This window comes from Rheinheimera soli, assembly GCF_021290985.1.
Taxonomy (GTDB): Bacteria; Pseudomonadota; Gammaproteobacteria; order Enterobacterales; family Alteromonadaceae; genus Pararheinheimera; species Pararheinheimera soli.
Genome location: NZ_JAJOYU010000023.1, coordinates 36,905 through 52,155 on the forward strand (window position 1 = coordinate 36,905; position 15,251 = coordinate 52,155).

The following is a 15,251-nucleotide window of genomic DNA, read 5'->3' on the forward strand; positions in this document are numbered from 1 at the left end:
GCTACTCCTTGGTGTTTTCCCTTGAACCCATGTTGGAGGACAAGCCCTGATAACGTTGTGGCGCATCACGGCTTTCCCGCTCCAACTGACGTTGCAGCTCTTCCCTGCTTTGTCTGAGCAGTTGAATGTAGTTCTTTTCATCCTGCTGTTCACGAACCAACTGCATTTTATCAAGCAGTTGATAGTTGGCCGCTCTGAACCTGTCTGCTAATTCTTTGGCCTCATACTGCCCCATACCCAATACAGACAACACCTCTCTGCCCTGACGCAAAGAGGCTTCAAAGAGTTCACGCTCAATATGCTGCACTCCCATCTGGCGCTGCTGATACATATGCGCCACATCTTTGGCTCTGGCCATCAAAGTTAAATGAGGGAAATGCTGCTTAGCATTAGTGACTATGGCATTGATAGCCTGCGCATCGTCTACTGCTATCACTAACACTTTGGCACCAGCAGCGCCAGCTGCTTCCAGCACATCCATGCGGCTGGCGTCGCCGTAGTACACCTTAAAACCAAATTTGGTCATGGTTTGAATAGTGTCTGAGTCGTGATCCAGCACTGTAGGCACTATGCCATTGGATAACAACAAACGACCTAAAATCTGACCATAACGGCCAAAACCAGCAATAATTACCGGGCTTTCGCTGTTCTCCACATTGCTGTCCTGCTGCTGTCCCTGGTTTTGCTGACGGGCAGCCCAGGCGTCCTGTAGTTTCATCAGCAAAGGCGATACCGCAATAGACAAGGCAATCACTAAATTCAGCGTGGCACCTTCAGTGCCCGTTAACAGCGCTCCTGCTGTAGCCAAAGCCGCCAACACAAAAGCGAATTCACTGCCTTGCCCCAGCAATACTGCGTAACTGAAACGCTCAGGCCCGGCAATTTTTAACACAGTAGCCACACCATACAATAACAACAACTTTAAACCGACAAACAGCAGCAATAACAGACTGATCAGCTGCCATTGTGAGCTTAACAATTGCATATTGATGCTGACGCCAATAGTGATAAAAAATAATCCTAAAAACAGGCCTTTAAATGGTTCTAAGTCGGCCTCTAACTGATGACGAAACTCTGAGCTTGCCAACAGCACGCCAGCAATAAAAGCACCTAAACCGGCCGATACACCAACAGCTGTCATCAGCTCCATCACACCAATCACCAGCAATAAAGCTAGGCCTACAAACAACTCACGGGAACCATAATGTGCCACCCAGTGCAGCAAGTAACCAATAAGATAACGGCCGGTTAAAATAACAGCCACTACAGCAGCCAATGCAGGCAAGGCTTTAAATTCTGCGGTGCCTTCTGAAGGCGCTATTAAACTCACTCCAATCAATAGTGGAATAGCCACCATATCCTGCAATAACAAAGCACCAAATACCGACTGCCCTGTGTGCGAGCCCATTAAATTACGATCTTTCATCAATTGCACTGCAACTGCGGTAGAAGATAAAGCCAGAGCTAAACCGATAAAAACCGACAACGCGTAGGACAAGCCTAAAAAGGTGGTTGCTATGGCAATACCTAAAGCACAGACCACAAACTGCAAGGTGCCGAATAAAAATACTCTGTGGCGCATAGCCCAGAGCTTTTTCGCATCCAATTCCAGCCCTATGCTAAATAACATCAGCACTACGCCCAACTCTGCCAGCAATTTAATATCATCGGTATTACTGGCGACAGCCAAACCCGATGGCCCCAGAGCTATGCCTGCCAACAAATAGCCAAGAACCACACCTAAACCAAAACGTTTGGCTAAAGGCACCACCAGCACCATAGCGGCCAGATAAATCATCAGATAAGTAAGCACATTAAGATGCATGAGGATCCCTGTCGTCGTTAGCTAACCTAAGTTGTTCCAGGCCCTGGCGAAATAACTCAGCGGCTTGAGTTGCAACTGTTGCATCTGTTAATACAGGCAACATTAACGGCTGTTGCCACCTCATGCCACAAGACAGGGCCAACTGGCGCAAAGGGGTAAACATGCTTTGCTGATAACAAGGGTCCAGTTCATGATGACTGGCCACGGCATGAGTAACCAGCCAAAAGCTTTTCCCCTGCAGTGGCATCACGGCTTCACCGGCATCATTTTTGCCATAAGCCCAGCCATACTGAAACACTTTATGCAGGTACTGCACTAGCAAAGCGGGCGGTAGGCCGCTCTGCATAGGGTAATGCAAAACAATAGCAGCACTGCTTTGCAGCATTTTTCTTTCCAGGGCGACGTTAATGTAAAAATCCGGATACAACTGATACAACTCGCGCAGCTCCAGACCGGGCCAATGTTGCACAGCATTCAGCATCATTTGTTCCAGTCGGGCATGGTGAGCATAAGGATGAGCATATAACAAACTGATCATAACTGGCTGATTATCCTTTAAAAGCAGTAACTACAGTGTTTATGAGTGCAGCGGATGTAGCAAGTTGAATCCATGGCTTGAGCATATTTTTTTATGGAGTGACTAAAGCAAACCCGACCTTGTTCCCACAACATTAACTATTTACAAAAAATAAACATCAAGTTACCTTATTGAGGTCCAAACAGGACAGTTCAATTCAAATAAGGAAAATTGAGATGAAATCTATCTTCGTATTGCTGGCGCTGCTGGCATTAAGTATCAGCAACAACCTTTATGCTGCTCACGTTGAATGTGTGATTAGTGGTACACCAACCCAACAAACCTATACAGAAGGCTTTTGCGACAGCCAGATCAATTCTCCACCAGGCGTATTCTTCCGTCTGGTCGCTGATAAACCTGTAGCTGAAGTGCAATGGAGTTACGGGGCAGAACCTGAAGGTAACTGGAATTGTGGCAGCCAGAACCAATGCAGCGTGACTTATCCCAGAGGTCCTGAATATTTTGGCTTTTCTCAGGCGACCGCCTGCGTCACACGGGTTCTCTACTCAGACAATACTTGGGAAAATGTCAGTCTCTGTGCTACAGGCACCTTCTACGGCCAGGCTGTGTTTTAAGCCGTCAGGCACTGATCATCGCCGTATCATGGCGTCCGGCGATGATCAAAAGTTTCACAACTAAATAGCCCGCTGTAAGCAACAATGCAAAACTGATTCACTCCAACAATTGAAATCTGATCCACTTGTTTTCTCAATAATACCTAATAGATCATCCTCCTTAACATTGTTTCAATCCACACGCCCCGTGCGGGGCGAGACGTATCTACTACACAACCGGCTTTTACGAGATCCCAGTTTCAATCCACGCGTCCTGTGCGGGTCGCGACACAGCAGCCAGTACTTCAGGCCATTGCGTTTAAAGTTTCAATCCACGTGTCCCTTACGGTACGCGACTCGCGGCCATGGCCGAGCAGCAGGATAAGTTTACCAAGTTTCAATCCACGCGCCCCGTGCGGGACGCGACTTCTCTGGTGGCAATTTGTCATCGGTGGCTTCCTGTTTCAATCCACGCGCCCCGTGCGGGACGCGACAGGCTACTATGCAGCGGATCGCTAAAGGCATTCAGTTTCAATCCACGCGCCCCGTGCGGGACGCGACATCAGCGCCCTGGTGCGGACCTTATGCTTTCTGACGTTTCAATCCATGCGCCCCGTGCGGGACGCGACTGTGTCCGAGGAGTATTGCAAGCACATAGTTGCTGTTTCAATCCACGCGCCCCGTGCGGGACGCGACCTAACTGTGTGCCGTACCACGCTATTTTTTCACCGTTTCAATCCACGCGCCCCGTGCGGGACGCGACCGACAATTTGAGATTGAAGCAGTAACTATATCTGAGTTTCAATCCACGCGCCCCGTGCGGGACGCGACGCTGATTTAATAGGGCTTGGCCTTGCCTATCCTGTTTCAATCCACGCGCCCCGTGCGGGACGCGACTACTTGCAGGGGCTCCACAGGCCAAAAGTGGAGCGTTTCAATCCACGCGCCCCGTGCGGGACGCGACGGTACTACAGGTCTTTGTGATACTTGTTGCATTTGTTTCAATCCACGCGCCCCGTGCGGGACGCGACCTTTACTGACCATATTGAATATCGGCATTATGACGTTTCAATCCACGCGCCCCGTGCGGGACGCGACTCATGCCCGCGATTTGGGCTGGAATATAGATATGTTTCAATCCACGCGCCCCGTGCGGGACGCGACATTTGTCTCGTGTACGCTTTTTCACCTTTAAAGATGTTTCAATCCACGCGCCCCGTGCGGGACGCGACAATGCCAACCAACTCCAATGACGCTTGCGATGCCGTTTCAATCCACGCGCCCCGTGCGGGACGCGACGAACATAGTGGCTACCTGATAACCAGCGAGCAACTGGTTTCAATCCACGCGCCCCGTGCGGGACGCGACGCAAGTTAATCTGTAATTTACAGCCCGATATGCGCGTTTCAATCCACGCGCCTCGTGCGGGACGCGACTTCTTCAAAAAATGATAATCATCTCCTGTCTGTTTGTTTCAATCCACGCGCCCCGTGCGGGACGCGACGGCCAACAAAATGACAAGGTAAACCCGCCTCCGCCGTTTCAATCCACGCGCCCCGTGCGGGACGCGACGTAAAAATGCAATCTTGGTTATCTCGACGCAGTCGTTTCAATCCACGCGCCCCGTGCGGGACGCGACCTGGTTAAAATTGAATCAGGTTTAACAGGTGAGGTGTTTCAATCCACGCGCCCCGTGCGGGACGCGACTTCCGGCTTTGATTCAGGTGAATGATTATGTCAGAGTTTCAATCCACGCGCCCCGTGCGGGACGCGACCTGCAGTGTCGTGTTGGCGCGATTCCTTCCGGTGTTTCAATCCACGCGCCCCGTGCGGGACGCGACATTAGGTGATCACTATGAACGAAAGAAACGACATGTTTCAATCCACGCGCCCCGTGCGGGACGCGACTTTACTGAAAGCTTGGCCACTGCCAGAAAGCATGCTGTTTCAATCCACGCGCCCCGTGCGGGACGCGACCTGTTAAACCTGATTCAATTTTAACCAGCTAACCTGTTTCAATCCACGCGCCCCGTGCGGGACGCGACGTAAAGCTGGAAGATGCGAGACACTGCGCACTTGTTTCAATCCACGCGCCCCGTGCGGGACGCGACTACCCATAGCATCAGGGTTCATCAGCATTGCCGCTGTTTCAATCCACGCGCCCCGTGCGGGACGCGACCAGTGTAGCAAAGCCAGAAATGGAGCTGTTAAAGCGTTTCAATCCACGCGCCCCGTGCGGGACGCGACTGTTAAAACTGATTCAATTCTAACCAGCTAATCTGTTTCAATCCACGCGCCCCGTGCGGGACGCGACAAACAGCTCAAGGCAGAGCATGGCATTACAAGCGTTTCAATCCACGCGCCCCGTGCGGGACGCGACCGTCTGTAGCGGATCATTTAGGCGGCAAACGTGCGTTTCAATCCACGCGCCCCGTGCGGGACGCGACGCTGCTGCTGAAGCCAAAGCAAAATCCATTCAGGTTTCAATCCACGCGCCCCGTGCGGGACGCGACTGATTCAGCAGAAGCTGTCTGTGATACTTGAGCGGTTTCAATCCACGCGCCCCGTGCGGGACGCGACCAAAGTCGAAAGTATGGCTGGCGCTTATGGTTGCTGTTTCAATCCACGCGCCCCGTGCGGGACGCGACTTCGCACGCACCGCCGTATTCCTGAAATTTTTGAAGTTTCAATCCACGCGCCCCGTGCGGGACGCGACGGCTTTTTTATTGCACATCAGCGTAACGACGACCTGTTTCAATCCACGCGCCCCGTGCGGGACGCGACAACGAGATTGAGGATGTCTTGCGATCAAATGGGTGGTTTCAATCCACGCGCCCCGTGCGGGACGCGACGTTCAGTCCGCTCACTCAATCAACGCAACAGTGCAGTTTCAATCCACGCGCCCCGTGCGGGACGCGACCCCAGCGAGGAACGTTCACGCCAGTTGTTAAGCATGTTTCAATCCACGCGCCCCGTGCGGGACGCGACGCCAACTATTCGCACCTTTGGATTTTTCATCATGTTTCAATCCACGCGCCCCGTGCGGGACGCGACAAAGACACATACTGCTGAGCGACGCCCCCCACATAGTTTCAATCCACGCGCCCCGTGCGGGACGCGACGCATTGAATCGCTACATCATAATCATCTGCTGATGAGTTTCAATCCACGCGCCCCGTGCGGGACGCGACAAAAGCAGCTGAACAGTTAACCGGTGAATTGCCAGTTTCAATCCACGCGCCCCGTGCGGGACGCGACAAACCGCCCCATCAATAGTAAGCTGTACTGAGCTGTTTCAATCCACGCGCCCCGTGCGGGACGCGACCTGGTCTGATGAATTTGACGACGACATACTTGCCGTTTCAATCCACGCGCCCCGTGCGGGACGCGACAGAGACACCAAGCAAGACGCATGGACTAACTACGTTTCAATCCACGCGCCCCGTGCGGGACGCGACACTCCAAATCTTTACCGACCGCGCCAGTAATGGCTGTTTCAATCCACGCGCCCCGTGCGGGACGCGACTGCCTTTTTGCAAAGGCACGCATAGTCTAACCGTTATGTGCAATTTGCGCTAACGTCAGATCAATATGAAAGAAATAAATGAACAAGACCAAGACGGCATCTTAATTACTACTGAAATCAGTAACTAAGAATGCCGCTAATGTTCCGGCTTTTTAAAGAGCACTACAGGTTAGCGATGAGCTAAATAATGAGGGGATCGGTAAATAAATCCAGCGTTGCTTTGGCACCATGATGTTCCACTTTACTACGCCAATTTTTACCAAGAATGTAAAAACGCAAGCTGTCGACACTATCATCATAGGTTGATAGCAGCTTAGACTTTAGCGCGACCCACTGAGCAGGGTCTATATCGCACTCAAACACAGAATACTGCACTCTGGTGCCATAATTCTGGCAAATTTTTGCGATGTGCCTAAGTCTGCGTTGCCCACCTTCGTTGTCAAAAGAAACGTCATAGGTAATTAGCACCATCATACAAATTCCCCCGCAAATTTACTTACTGATAAAAGGTGGATAGTGCTGTAAATCACCACGAATATGCCTTGCCAGTAAAAGTGCCTGCACATGAGGTAACAAACCAATTTCAACGTCTTCGTCTAAAAACTGATGTCTGATTTTTTGCTGTTTCCGGCTTTGATATTCTTTCAACACCAGTTTTCTGGCGTCGTCTTTTAGCTTTACAGCGCCACCAGTTTCCGTAATAAAATCTGAAGCTTTAAGCTGTTGCCGATTCAACAGTGTAAGCACCAATCTGTCGGCAATAAAGGCTCTGAACTCTTCCAACAGATCAAGAGCTAAACTATCACGCCCAGGTCGTTCCTGGTGCAAAAAGCCAACCTGCGGATCCAAGCCAACACCTTGCAACGCGGCACTGATATCGTTACCAAGTACAGAATACATAAAGGACAACAAACAATTGACCGGATCTGTTGGTGGCCGCCGGACCCGGCCCGAAAACTCAAACCCCTTGCCTTTATTGGTCAACAGCATATTAAATACAGCAAAATATCTGGACGCAGCCTCCCCTTCATAACCCCGGATTTTGTCCAAATCTGAGCATTGTTTTAAGGTATCCAAAACATGATTAATAGCTGTGATTTGCTGACTAAACTCAGTCGAGTTTCCGTGGTTGCGCTGATGGCGTTGCAATACCTGCTTTTGCATCTGAATTTTTGCCGCCACAATATTTCTGGCAACAGAAACCGGGTCTTCATCTGCTTTACGATATTGAGCACGGCGCAACAACACATTACCCGTTTGTTTTCCCTGTATTCTTGCTAAAAACCTGCCGTATTCGGTAAAAAACGCCAGATTGACAGAGTTTTCACCGCAAAAACCCATTACCTGAGGTGACACCATGACATTACCAAAACAAAAGATGGCCCCAATACCATGAATAGGGAGTTGAGCTACTTTTTCTTTATTAATATCAATAACTAAAGTTTCTCGCTCTTTATGCAGGTACGCACCTTGCGTATTGATGTACAAACTATTCTGTAGTTTCTTCATCGAAATCTTCCGTTGAAAAAAGGCGGTTCACATACTGCGTGCTTTTATCATGCTGTAATAACTTCGGATTGCACAAATCAAACAAACTGCAGGCATGGCAATGCTTGTCATACACGGCTTTTGGAGTAACACCCGACGCCAGCATGGCAGCTACATCGGCAATGACCTGTAAAGTGCGATGGCGTAATTCTGGCGTAAAACTTACCGCTTGACGGTGGCGAGTTTGGTTGTACCAAAGCGCTCCTTCAGCCACAGTCTGCCCGGTCATTTCTTCCAGACATAAGGCCTGGGCACAAAGCTGAATTTCATCCCAGTCACTGACTTTGGGTTTGCCACGCTTGTATTCCACGGGAAAAAGCTCACCCGAAGATATATCTTTTTCAACCAAATCCAGTTTGCCAGTGATGCCAATATTCGGTGCAGCAACCTGCACCCCACGCTCAAACCGTATCCCCTTTCGGGTTTCCGGTTCGCCACTATCTACGCGCTCATGCAGCAAGTTGCCTTGTGCCGTTAAATAATTATCTGCCCACACCTGCTCGTTATGAATTAACGCACATTGGCGTGGGCAAAAAGCATAGTGCTGAAGCGCAGCAAGTGGGATTAATCGAACATCATTCATACTATTGCCTGAGCTGCCAGATTCCGGGCGCACGCCTGGCATGGAGTACTGCAATAATACTAATCACCTGTTCTGTTTCGATGAAGTAAATACAATACGGAAAACGTCGGATCACCGCCCGGCGAATAACTTTATAAACCAGGCGATAGCGCTTTGGCATACGTTGAATGGCATGCAGCTGCGCATCGACACAAAGCAGAAACTCATGCCCAAGGTTAGGCAAACAGGATTGGTAATAGTGAAAAGCGTCCTGTAAATCCTGTTTGGCCGCTGCACGGATCAACAATTTGGCGGTCATAGCGTAATAATTTGAGCTTTAACACTGTCCCAGCTTTCACCCTGCTCAGGTTCAAGCTCATACTCAGCCAAACGTTCGGCCAATACCTTACGCTGCGAAGCGTTAAGTTCACTGGCATCCGCTTCGGCACGAACACTGTCCCATAACTGTTCCGCCAACAGAATCTTTTCGCTGGCACTTAGCTCTTGAAGGTTCATATACACATCTCCGAACTGGTACTTTTGTGCTGTTACTATAGCTTTTCCAGAGCCTGATTGCTGCAGGCTCTGATATTGCCCATTATTAGAAACCGTCTATTTCCTCAGCTTTTAGGTTATCCAAAATTGATAACTGATAGCTGCCATCTGGATTTACATCCAATGACCTGTGTACTTTGGCCGACGAGTATTGACCTGCTTTACTGTTATGCTTCCACCAGATCACCTTTTCAACAGCCATAGAACCTTCTGGTCTGGCGGAAGAAGCATCGCCTTCAAACAATTTTGGCAAAATAGATTTAAGAATATCCGCGTCTGCATCACTAAAGCCGGTTTTTTCTGCCAGTTGTGGTGACATAGCACCATATGCAACATACACCGCCTGATCAACACGATGCTTCATCCCCATAGTGTCCGAACCTTTTTTACTGCCATCGCCATCACCGCTTACACTTTTTGTAATTTGAGTACTGGTAATGCTTACTGGCTCCCGGCTAAAGGCGGATTGAATGCTAACCGGTCCACGGATAGGGATGGATACACCATCTTTCTCTTCGCTTTTAAACGCAAATAACTGGCCAAAGGCACGGACGTCAAACCAGGTTTCACATGCCAGCTTTGCAGCGTCTTCGGGTTTTGTCTTCTTTGCGTTCAGTGCATCTTTACCTAAAACGCCTTCAGCTCTGGCGCGCAAGCTTGGGTAGCCATCGGTTTTCTTTTCGTCCGATTGCACAAAAATTGCCTGGCCAGCATCTTGTAAGCGATCCCGCGTTTTACGCTTTAAACATACGTCGGTAATTTCGCCATAGCCGTCATAGTCTGTCCGTGGGCGGTTACCATTTAACGGATCGCCATTTGGGTTAGCGTTTTTTACTGAGAAAATAATGGCGAAATCGATTTTATTTTGTAAGCTCATGCTGTTTTCCTTATTCTGCTGCATCTGCGGTTTCTACCGCGTCTTTTTTACTGTTTAGTGCTAAACGCTGGCAGTGAAACCCCAGTAAAAACTCACCACTTAGCGCTTTGTCTGATCTAAATTCTGTAGTATCGAAAGCCGACTGAATGCTATCCAGCAAGTCTTTTCGTAACTTTAAAAAGCCGGGGCTAACATTTTGCAAACGATGCATATAGGGATTTAGTGCCAGCTCCAAATTACGCCAGGTGGAAAACGGCCTGTCGGCAAAGCGTTGCATTAAACGGTCAGCCGTGGTGTTACGCTTTTCACCCGCTTTGTAAAGCGCGTAGGATTCAATATTTTCAGCTACCGCCAATAAGCGGCCATATAAATAGTCCCGTGAGGTACTGGTTTCATCTAATGCCATGGCATAGTCCTTTTGGTATTTAATATGAGATGTGCGTTTGCAAAAGCCTTTATAGAGGGCGCAAGCAATACCGAGGTTTTGCTCCCAGCGCCATGTTTCATCTGTTTTGTAAGCTAAACGATTCGTTGCCCGTTTAATGGCGTAGTTAACAATGTCTATAGGTAAAGGCCTGCCTTCAACAATGCAAGGCAACAGACGTTCGGTCAGGTTTTTCTTCAGTGAATCAGTACTTTTTAAAACGTCGCCGTAAACTGCATCCCAAATTTTATAAGGTGCAGGAGCACAAACCGACCAAACTGTTTTCTCGACAGGTTTAGTTTTGCCATTACTGTTCAGCGTTACTTTATGCCGCTGCGGCCAGGCAAAATCCTGATACCACTTTTCTAACGAGGCTAAAAACTCTTCAGCTATGGTTTCACGGTAGTAAATAATCCCCATACGGCCTGGCGTGGCGGAATCCAGCCCCAGAATACAAATGCTCTCGTTACGATCCAACTCTCCTTTACCTGTGCCTTTTAGGTGACTTTTCAGGTTTAGCGCATAGCTTTGGCCTATATCCAGCGAGTGATCCTTTTCGGGTATGGCTTCTGCATTTAGCAGATCCCACGGATCAGAGAATGGATTTGGGATCTGTTTGCCCGATACAGCCCAACTGACATAGGTTTGATCGCCATTGCGAAAACTCTGGCGCCCAAGTAGCCAGCGCAAGGCGTTATGTGCTTTTTGGGTAACGTCAAAACTAACTGCAGCAGCTTGCCCGCTATCAGTAAATTTGCCTCTAAAGGTAAAGCCACTGCTGTCATTTGCGGAAATTAATTTTGCTTTATCACCGCTGTGGCGTATTTTTGCAGGGTGATTTGAAGCTAAAACACTTTGTTCGCCCTTTATCAAACACAAACCCAGCTTGCCACCATTTAAGCTATCAAAGTTAATCCAACTTTGTTGAATGGCTGGATCAAGCCAGGTTTTAGACTGTGCAATGCCGGGCATTTCGACGGTCCAGCATACCAATGCAGAACCTTGATCCAATGAACCAGCTTCTTTTGGCAGGACTTTGAACAAGAGTGGAGGCTCATTATCACCTTGCCATTTGGTTAGCAGAATTCCATCTGCTGCATGCAGTACACCTTGTTCAATTAAGTCAGCTACCACGCTCCTTTTAGTTACATAAGAGTGAATAGCTGTTAAAACTGGTAAGCTAAAATCTGAGGCACACCATTCACTCAATTGTGTTAAATAGAGTTCAAACCCAGCTTTTTTTAAGCCACCAAAAAGCTCATAATCTCCAGCTACATACTGAACTTTATCCGCTAAGGCATGAGAGGCAAGGCCACTAGCTCTTCCAGCTGATTGCTCTGTAGCTGGTAAAACTATCTGCGTTTTCTCTAAAACGTTTGCTCTTATAAAGTTACCGTTTCCATCAATTACAATATTAATATGTGCGTTTTGTGGAGTATGACTAACAGGCATTAACTGTTCATCTTGTGGTAGTGAATTAGATAAATCCTGAGCTTGCTCATAGGTTTCATATAAACGTGCCAGCCAACTCATAACGCTGCCTCCAAGATTTCGGCGGACTGCAGGTTTAAATCCAGATTAAATTCTTTTGGTTGCATGTCACGAATAAAACGCTTTACTTGACACTCTTCAGGCCTTGGAAATGTGACAACACCATGCTGCATCTTTGCATGCCAAAATCGGCTATGTAGTTCATCAACACCTGTTTCATCCGGATAGTCAAAACCATGGAACATCAAGCCAAAACCAAGTTCATCAATTCCGTCATAAGCACCAGCACCGGATCCAAACTCACAAGGCTCTACATAGCCCTGACAATCACGCGTACCTAAAAAAATGTCTTGCCTGCCGCCTTTTTCAAGCATTCGGGTCGCAATACTAAAGTGCTTACCATCAACACGATCTTTCACCAATTCGGGCCGACAAGTATTCCACTCAAAATGCGCTTCAACCTGATATTCAACATCGTGCAAGAAGGTATAAATAGCCAGACTATTACCACCTCCCCAGTTCAATGGTTTGGTCCCCTTCGTCTGTGTTCGTAAAGGGTTTATCACTCTGACCCGGTCGACATACCAAGTGATTGTCGGTTTCCAGTAGATCGATTTCAAAACCCCCTTTAGCGCCTCATACGTGGGCAAGTGATATGAGCACTTTTCCCCACCGACCTTTGTGATCGGATCGGTAAATAGCGCATAACGACCCCACAGACGAAAACTAATGCTGTTCTTCATTGGTTTTGTCTCCATATTCTGTCCTTTTCAGTTAGAAAACTAAGTTGTGTTGTTCAGCACAAGAACTCGTGCATACACCAAAATCCTGACTATAAAATCGCTCATCAAGATAGAAAATGCCTTCACCTTCAGCAACCTCATAAATTGCATTTCGCTGCTGAAGCTGCTCCCATATATTGGGAAATAGATTGACGCTGTATTTTTGTAGCCTTCGGATCAATTGATAATAAGTAGCAGCATCGAATTTTTTATTTGCCGCACAAAGTTCTGCTAAAAATGCTCGACCTTCACCATAAGGCACAATAAGTGATTGTGTCGGCGCGTCTATTGCTTTAAAGGCTTTTCCGGCTGTCATAAAAGCATGATGTAATGTGAGCATCGGATTTGCGTTTGGATTTCTGGCATTAATGCTCAACAGATTTAGTAAATCGTTGGAGCCTTCTGCTGCAGTAGCTTTTAAGGGGTAGTTCATCTCGCGACTGCGGTCAAAAAAGTAGTACTGAAAATACTGTTGCATCACTTCTGGTTTCAGGAAATCCTGACCTTCGAATTCATTAAAAATCCGTTTTGTGGCTTCTTGGCCTATTTTTATATCCGGCAGTAAATCAATAGTCTCTTTATCAGGATTGATCACATAAACCGTTGATGTCGGGTGCTTACCATTACGATTGCAACGGCCAGCGGCTTGAGCCAAAGAATCTAAACCAGCCAGAAAACGGATCACAGCGGCAAAGTCCACGTCCACACCTGCTTCAATAAGCTGAGTGCTGATGCAAAGTACCGGCAATTTGTCGTCCAGACGCTGGCGTACTTTTGCTAACAATACTTTACGATGAGCCGGGCATTGTGCTGTGCTTAAGTGAATGAGCGCTTCTTCATCTACAGCGCCACTTTGCTGCAGAGACATAAAAAGCGCCTGAGCCCAGTTTTTGGTATTTACAATAATCAGACAGCTTTGCTTAACCTTCACTTCATCAAGTGCCAGCTCAGTAATTTCGTCTAACGACCAACCTGACGGCCTGGTTTTATCGAGAATCTCTACTCTTTTTAGCTCATCGAACAACCCATCAACATTGGGCATCAATTCATTTTCATCGATTAAATTAAGCCGCCCTTTTTCCTCATTTTTGACTTTATGCAGCAAAGGCTGAGTAGCAGTACAAAGAACAGCTGTCGTCTTGCAATGCGCCGCCAAGTAGTTCAACGAATTATTAAAAAGGTGAATGCAGTTCACAGGTAGAGTTTGAATTTCATCAAACACTATGACGCTGTTGGCCAACTGATGTAAGCGTCTAACACCACGAGTACCACCGCTCAACAATGTTTCAAGAAATTGCACCATAGTAGTCAGCACTATGGGGGCATCCCAGTTTTCGCTGACTAACTTGCTATGCCAAGTTTGTTGTTCAGGCTCCAGATTAGAATGATGTTCCAATACCCAAGGGCGACCATCGTTGTCGCGATGAAGCACTGTTCTTATCGCCTGAGCATTTTGTTCAATAATAGAAGTGTATGGAATGATGTAAAACACGCGGTCAAGTTTATGCTGTCTTGCATGATGCAGCGCATAACGCAAACTGGAATAAGTTTTTCCACCTCCTGTTGGCACTGTGAGGCTATAAATCCCTTGTGTGTCAACAGATCGCCTTAAACAATTATCTGAAATTTGTTTTCGTATAGAGTCCACTGCATTTCTGCATTCAAGTGTTGTTACAAAAGTTTCAACTCTCTGACATGCATCTTCCCAGTCAGGCTTCAGATGCCTGTGTTGACTATATTCTGGATTCTCAAAGTCAGCGCTATTAACCCTGTCAGCATCTATAAGGCAGCTAAACAGGAATTTTGTGTAAAAACCAAGATTGAACGCCCGAACAACGTCACTGTAACCAGAGGCCTCTGATGAATGTCGCTTTAATTTGTCGACGACACTCTTAATAAAATCAGCAGCTCCCAAGGATGCAGCTTTGGCCAGAATTTCCGTATCTGCCGACTTCATACATTCTTGCAGATGCGTAAGATCGTCTGCCTTACGTATACGGTTTAAAAAGCCTGAACCATTTTCTGAGGGCAAACAGTCAATTAAACCGCTGTGATGAGAGGCTATACACAAAGCTAAAATTTGTACTGCTGCAATTGCCAGTTTTTGATCTGACGAACCATTTTCAGGAAAGCAACGCAGTGCAACAGGCAGCAGATACTGGAAAACCCACTGTGCACCTGCAGATGAATGGTCGATTTTTCCTTTCAAACTTTTTACGTCAACATCATCAATGTCAGGATCAAAACTTGATACAGCCTGCTGAATAATGAGCTGCATATAGTCTTGAAAGGCTTGGCTAAACTTGCCAAAGTCATGCAGTAAACCAAGCAGAGAACCAACCTCACTCTGACCTATTTTGCTTGCATAGCCTGCAGCCAAAGCACCAACTTCTACCAAATGTGTTTTGACGCTTTGATGGTTAACGCCATCTTTTGCTGGATGAGCGATATAGTTCATTTACTGTACTCCTTTTCAATATAACCACTCTACCCTCTATCCCTGAATTGACAACACTGTACAAAAACACCT

The 15,251-nt window shown here is 47.5% G+C and carries 12 protein-coding genes and 1 CRISPR repeat array; of the genes, 1 reads left to right on the forward strand and 11 read right to left on the reverse strand.

Going from position 1 to position 15,251, the window contains the following annotated elements:
- Position 1: 1 nt before the first annotated feature.
- Positions 2 to 1,825, reverse strand: coding sequence for a cation:proton antiporter domain-containing protein (locus LSG37_RS15140; protein WP_233080690.1), 1,824 nt, complete (start codon positions 1,823 to 1,825; stop codon positions 2 to 4).
- The gene (locus LSG37_RS15145) at positions 1,815 to 2,363 is read right to left on the reverse strand and encodes an NAD(P)H-dependent oxidoreductase (protein WP_233080691.1); all 549 of its coding nucleotides are present in this window, start codon (positions 2,361 to 2,363) and stop codon (positions 1,815 to 1,817) included. Before LSG37_RS15145 ends, LSG37_RS15140 begins: the two co-directional genes overlap by 11 nt.
- 215 nt (positions 2,364 to 2,578) lie before the next feature.
- Between LSG37_RS15145 and LSG37_RS15150 the strand changes: the two genes are divergently transcribed.
- Entirely contained in the window at positions 2,579 to 2,977 is a 399-nt protein-coding gene (locus LSG37_RS15150; RefSeq protein WP_233080692.1) for a hypothetical protein, read from the forward strand.
- 168 nt (positions 2,978 to 3,145) lie between these two features.
- A CRISPR array of direct repeats spans positions 3,146 to 6,482; the repeat unit is 33 nt; unit sequence GTTTCAATCCACGCGCCCCGTGCGGGACGCGAC.
- Between the two features lie 180 nt (positions 6,483 to 6,662).
- Here LSG37_RS15150 and cas2 read toward each other — a convergent pair.
- The 9 genes from cas2 to cas3 form a co-directional block, all read right to left on the reverse strand.
- Positions 6,663 to 6,956, reverse strand: coding sequence for a CRISPR-associated endonuclease Cas2 (gene cas2 / locus LSG37_RS15155; protein WP_233080693.1), 294 nt, complete (start codon positions 6,954 to 6,956; stop codon positions 6,663 to 6,665).
- Between the two features lie 18 nt (positions 6,957 to 6,974).
- Positions 6,975 to 7,991: a type I-C CRISPR-associated endonuclease Cas1c gene (cas1c, locus tag LSG37_RS15160; protein ID WP_233080694.1), complete on the reverse strand. Its 1,017-nt coding sequence runs from the start codon at positions 7,989 to 7,991 to the stop codon at positions 6,975 to 6,977.
- Positions 7,972 to 8,613 carry a CRISPR-associated protein Cas4 gene (gene cas4 / locus LSG37_RS15165; protein ID WP_233080695.1) on the reverse strand — a complete coding sequence of 214 codons (642 nt, stop codon included), beginning with the start codon at positions 8,611 to 8,613 and terminating at the stop codon, positions 7,972 to 7,974. Before cas4 ends, cas1c begins: the two co-directional genes overlap by 20 nt.
- A 1-nt stretch (position 8,614) precedes the next feature.
- Positions 8,615 to 8,911, reverse strand: coding sequence for a type II toxin-antitoxin system RelE/ParE family toxin (locus tag LSG37_RS15170; RefSeq protein ID WP_233080696.1), 297 nt, complete (start codon positions 8,909 to 8,911; stop codon positions 8,615 to 8,617).
- Positions 8,908 to 9,108, reverse strand: coding sequence for an addiction module protein (locus LSG37_RS15175; RefSeq protein ID WP_233080697.1), 201 nt, complete (start codon positions 9,106 to 9,108; stop codon positions 8,908 to 8,910). The genes LSG37_RS15170 and LSG37_RS15175 overlap by 4 nt, the downstream gene beginning before the upstream one ends.
- 85 nt (positions 9,109 to 9,193) lie before the next feature.
- Positions 9,194 to 10,024, reverse strand: coding sequence for a type I-C CRISPR-associated protein Cas7/Csd2 (gene cas7c, locus LSG37_RS15180; RefSeq protein ID WP_233080698.1), 831 nt, complete (start codon positions 10,022 to 10,024; stop codon positions 9,194 to 9,196).
- 10 nt (positions 10,025 to 10,034) lie between these two features.
- Positions 10,035 to 11,981: a type I-C CRISPR-associated protein Cas8c/Csd1 gene (gene cas8c, locus LSG37_RS15185; RefSeq protein WP_233080699.1), complete on the reverse strand. Its 1,947-nt coding sequence runs from the start codon at positions 11,979 to 11,981 to the stop codon at positions 10,035 to 10,037.
- Positions 11,978 to 12,697: a type I-C CRISPR-associated protein Cas5c gene (gene cas5c / locus LSG37_RS15190; protein WP_233080700.1), complete on the reverse strand. Its 720-nt coding sequence runs from the start codon at positions 12,695 to 12,697 to the stop codon at positions 11,978 to 11,980. The genes cas8c and cas5c overlap by 4 nt, the downstream gene beginning before the upstream one ends.
- Positions 12,698 to 12,713: 16 nt before the next feature.
- A complete protein-coding gene (gene cas3, locus LSG37_RS15195; RefSeq protein WP_233080701.1) occupies positions 12,714 to 15,179 on the reverse strand; it encodes a CRISPR-associated helicase Cas3' in 2,466 nt (821 codons plus the stop codon).
- Positions 15,180 to 15,251 lie beyond the last annotated feature (72 nt).

Excerpts from the sequence above, each read along its gene's own strand:
- LSG37_RS15140 (WP_233080690.1), bottom strand. The coding sequence starts at position 1,825 with ATGCATCTTAATGTGCTTACTTATCTGATGATTTATCTGGCCGCTATG.
- LSG37_RS15145 (WP_233080691.1), bottom strand. The coding sequence starts at position 2,363 with ATGATCAGTTTGTTATATGCTCATCCTTATGCTCACCATGCCCGACTG.
- LSG37_RS15150 (WP_233080692.1), top strand. The coding sequence starts at position 2,579 with ATGAAATCTATCTTCGTATTGCTGGCGCTGCTGGCATTAAGTATCAGC.
- cas2 (WP_233080693.1), bottom strand. The coding sequence starts at position 6,956 with ATGATGGTGCTAATTACCTATGACGTTTCTTTTGACAACGAAGGTGGG.
- cas1c (WP_233080694.1), bottom strand. The coding sequence starts at position 7,991 with ATGAAGAAACTACAGAATAGTTTGTACATCAATACGCAAGGTGCGTAC.
- cas4 (WP_233080695.1), bottom strand. The coding sequence starts at position 8,613 with ATGAATGATGTTCGATTAATCCCACTTGCTGCGCTTCAGCACTATGCT.
- LSG37_RS15170 (WP_233080696.1), bottom strand. The coding sequence starts at position 8,911 with ATGACCGCCAAATTGTTGATCCGTGCAGCGGCCAAACAGGATTTACAG.
- LSG37_RS15175 (WP_233080697.1), bottom strand. The coding sequence starts at position 9,108 with ATGAACCTTCAAGAGCTAAGTGCCAGCGAAAAGATTCTGTTGGCGGAA.
- cas7c (WP_233080698.1), bottom strand. The coding sequence starts at position 10,024 with ATGAGCTTACAAAATAAAATCGATTTCGCCATTATTTTCTCAGTAAAA.
- cas8c (WP_233080699.1), bottom strand. The coding sequence starts at position 11,981 with ATGAGTTGGCTGGCACGTTTATATGAAACCTATGAGCAAGCTCAGGAT.
- cas5c (WP_233080700.1), bottom strand. The coding sequence starts at position 12,697 with ATGGAGACAAAACCAATGAAGAACAGCATTAGTTTTCGTCTGTGGGGT.
- cas3 (WP_233080701.1), bottom strand. The coding sequence starts at position 15,179 with ATGAACTATATCGCTCATCCAGCAAAAGATGGCGTTAACCATCAAAGC.